Annotated in this window: 4 protein-coding genes; 1 reads left to right on the forward strand and 3 read right to left on the reverse strand. The window is 43.1% G+C overall.

The genetic code is table 11. The features are described from left to right. From ASG81_RS29305 to ASG81_RS29315, 3 genes are all read right to left on the reverse strand, one after another. On the reverse strand, positions 1 to 343 hold a 343-nt coding region (locus tag ASG81_RS29305), incomplete at both ends, for a carbohydrate ABC transporter permease (protein ID WP_155972054.1). 4 nt (positions 344 to 347) lie between these two features. After that, positions 348 to 1,025 carry a carbohydrate ABC transporter permease gene (locus tag ASG81_RS29310; RefSeq protein ID WP_081417661.1) on the reverse strand — a complete coding sequence of 226 codons (678 nt, stop codon included), beginning with the start codon at positions 1,023 to 1,025 and terminating at the stop codon, positions 348 to 350. 77 nt (positions 1,026 to 1,102) lie between these two features. Further along, positions 1,103 to 2,467 (reverse strand): ABC transporter substrate-binding protein, encoded by a 1,365-nt coding sequence (locus ASG81_RS29315; protein WP_056643333.1) that lies wholly within the window; start codon positions 2,465 to 2,467, stop codon positions 1,103 to 1,105. Positions 2,468 to 2,792: 325 nt separating this feature from the next. On the opposite strand from ASG81_RS29315, the gene ASG81_RS29320 reads away from it, so the two are divergent. Then, on the forward strand, positions 2,793 to 3,662 hold the full coding sequence (locus ASG81_RS29320) for an AraC family transcriptional regulator (RefSeq protein WP_056643336.1): 870 nt from the start codon (positions 2,793 to 2,795) through the stop codon (positions 3,660 to 3,662). The last annotated feature ends 122 nt before the right edge of the window (positions 3,663 to 3,784 follow it).

Below are 3,784 nucleotides of genomic sequence, written 5' to 3' on the forward strand. Positions count from 1 at the left end.
CTGCTTTCTTGTTCGGATTCCACAACCGCATCATGAAAAACCCGCAAATTGACATTAACGCGACCATAAATAATATGGCAAGCGCACTGGAATATCCAACCTGATTATAACGAGCCATCGTGTTATAAATCATCGTGCTCAGAAGGGAAGAGGCGAAGTTAGGGCCTCCTTGGGTCATAACCCAAATGATATCAAACGAGCGTGCCGCATCAATCATTCTTAKCAGGACGGCGACGACGATGACYGGACGAAGACAAGGCAGTGTAATACGCCAGAAACATTGGCTCTTATTCGCTCCGTCAATGTGCGCTGCTTCGTACAGACTTTCGGGTATGCCTTGTATNATATCAAACTCCTGGCCATATCATTCTTAGCAGGACGGCGACGACGATGACTGGACGAAGACAAGGCAGTGTAATACGCCAGAAACATTGGCTCTTATTCGCTCCGTCAATGTGCGCTGCTTCGTACAGACTTTCGGGTATGCCTTGTATGCCTGCCAGCAGGATCAGCATCATAAACGGCGTAGTCAGCCAGATATCTGCTATCATGCAGGAMAKAAGCGCAAATCTTTCGTCTGACAACCACAAGATGCTCTGCGGGCTGTCAATGATACCCATCTTGAAAAGAAAGGAATTAAGAATTCCGAATTGATCGTTGAGCATRAACTTCCAAATTAAACCGCAAACAAGCGGTGCGATCATAAGCGGACTTAAAAATAACGTACGCGCAAAATGACTGCCTTTGAAACCCGTGCTTAACAGCAGCGCCAGAATTAATCCGAGYACGAGCTCGATCGACACCGCTCCAATTACAAAAACGATAGTATTGTAAAGGGAGTGATAAAAACGGGCCGAGGTTAAAGCATTCATGTAATTCTCTCCGCCGACAAATTGCGTACCGGTTTTGGAATCGAACAGACTGTCTCTTGCCAGAAGAAACATGGGATAAACGAAAAATAGAACCATGAAAACAGCAGCCGGTGAAAAGAATAACAGGGCTGTTCTCCGATCACTCTTGGTCATGGGAGTCACATCCTTTTCAATTCGATTAAAGAAAGCGGAGGAAAGGCGAGCCCCTCCTCCGCTCAATACATTCATTTTTATTGACCTTGAATTTCGTTAATGGTCTCAGCTGCTTCATCCAGTGCTTCTTGCGGCGTCTTTTTGCCCGACAAAGCTGCTTGTACAGCAGGAATCAGCGCTTCGCTTTCAATCTCGTTCCAGTGCTCAAGTACAGGGCGGTTCTTTGTTTGCTTAGCTGCCAAAGTCTCACCAAGCGAAAGCAGATGAGCGTACTCAGGCTTCTGTCCGCTATTTTCGAGGATAGACTTACGAGCGGCTACACCAATTGCAGCCAAGTATTGGTCATTGCGATCGTAAAGGAATTTAATGTATTCTTTAGCGATGTCTTTCTGCTTGGAGGAGGCTGGAATGACTTGATACCATGGACCAGGTACAACACCAACTCCGGCATCTCCGCCGATCATCGGCGCAGCTGCTACTTTTCCTGCTACTTTCGATTTGGCAGGATCGTTAGACGGGACGAAGAAATGTCCCCATTCCAGCATCATTGCCATCTTGCCATTCCAGAACAACTCGGCAATTTCGTCAGAAGCCATATTCAAAGCGCCTTCTGGTGCCGATTTATCTTCTCTCAAAACCTTAGTGATGAAATCCAAAGCATCTACGTACGGTTTTGTGTTTACATTTGCTTTACCGTCTTCACCGACTACGAGTTGGTCTGCTCCGGCTTGCAAAGCATGATCCAGCCAGCTCGCAACGGAATCACCGTTATTTTTACCTAATACACCTGTACCATACATATCCATCTCGCCATTGTTGTCCGTATCGCGCGTGAAGAATTTAGCTGCGTCACGATACTCCTGCCAGTTGGTTGGCGCCTTCAGTTCATAGCCGTATTCCTTTTGGAAAGCTTCTTTTTCTTTCGCATCTTCAAAAATGTCTTTCCGGTAAAGCATGGTTTTGGAGTTAGTCCAAACCGGCATGCCGAAAATTTTGTCATCTACTTTTCCGCCATCAATCAAGTTAGGATACAAGTCGTTCTTCACTTCGTCAGTAAACAGGTCGTCCATTGGCTCTAAGCCACTCGCTAATGCGGGAAACCACAGAATGTCGATTATCGCGGCATCGTAAGAACCCGTTTTGGCTTTCAATTCCGCGTTGAGCTTGTCAAAAACGCCGATATAAGGAACAGCCTCTATTTTTACTTCGTACCCCGTTTCAGTCTTGAATTCTTCCGCTGTAGCTGTGGCCACTTTAAAAGCGGGGCTTCCGCCTTCCACGAGCACAGTAAGGGACTTGTCCTTTTGCTTATCTGCAGAGCCTTCTTTGTTTCCTGCCGTATTGTTTACTTTTTCATTTCCGCCTGTACATCCCGACAATACTGCCGTTATCAGCATCATGATAACCACTGCAGCCAAACCCATTTTTTTCTGATAAGCCATACCTAACATCCCCTTTATATTTGGTATTATCGATCCCACAACAGTTGTCGATATTCAGCACACAACCTGATCATTGGCAATCCACCCAGCGGATACATTCATTGTTTTTTCCTCCTATAATATTTTATGCCTTTCCCATCATCTGCTTATACAATACAAATAAGTTGTTCTGTATTGTTAAAGTATTGATGATGTTAGAAACGCTTAACGGTAGCGCTTTCCACGTATTCATTGTATATTAGTATAAGTTAAAAGTCCTTGGCAATAATTTTTAAATACTTATCATATATTGCTTTTTATTTATTTTCTCTCGGAGGTGACCCGAATGTTGTTTCAAAAGCTTTCTCCATATATTCGTGTGGCAATGGACAGTAGAGTTCCGTCACAATGGCACTTGCAAGAACGAGTTCTATTTGATTACGAGCTTCTTTATGTAAAAGAAGGAAGGGTAAAAGTAACCATCGAAAATCAAACTTATGAAGGAGAACCTGGGGATTTATTTCTATTTCGACCGAAACAACCGCATTCCATTATGAAAATAGGTACCGGAATGTTGCGGCAACCACATTTGCATTTTGATTTGATATTTAAGGAAGACAGTCCTGATGTGAAAATTTCTTTTAAACCGTTGGAGGAGATTTCTGAGGAGGAAATGATGTGGTTCCGCGAAGACGTCTTGGATAGTAATTCGCTTAAGATTGCGAGCCACCTGAGGCTTCGAAATCCTATTATTATCGAGAATATGCTATTTGAAATTATTAATGAATTCCAAATGAAGCTGCCTTATTACGAGACCAATGTGAAGGGTATGTTCATTCAACTGTTTATCCATCTCCTTCGCGAGAATTATTGGAACCAGAATCCTCATCTGGTTACCAACATGGATGAATTGGTTAAAATTCGCAACTACTTGAAACATCATATCGATCAAAAGGTGACAGTGGACGAGCTCGTTCACATCTCAGGAATAAGCAAGTTTTATTTAATTCATTTGTTTAAAAAAACATTCGGTATGAGTCCGATACAATATCACCAGATGTTACGAATTGAAAAAGCGAAAGAGATAATTCAGTTCACTACGGAATCTTTGACTGTAATTGCCGAAAAATTTGGATACTCCGATATTCAGTCATTCAGCAAAGCTTTTAAGAAAATAGACGGTGTCAAACCATCTTTCTACCGCAAAAATAAATAAAAAAAACCGTCAGGGAATTTCAACCTGGTCATACCCCTGTCAAGTAGACAGATGAAAAAAGCTAAGCTGCCAGCGCGTGCCGATACTCAATCGGCGCGCGCTGTTTGAGTTTGGCTTGAAAT

Source organism: Paenibacillus sp. Soil522 (assembly GCF_001428245.1).
GTDB lineage: Bacteria > Bacillota > Bacilli > Paenibacillales > Paenibacillaceae > Pristimantibacillus.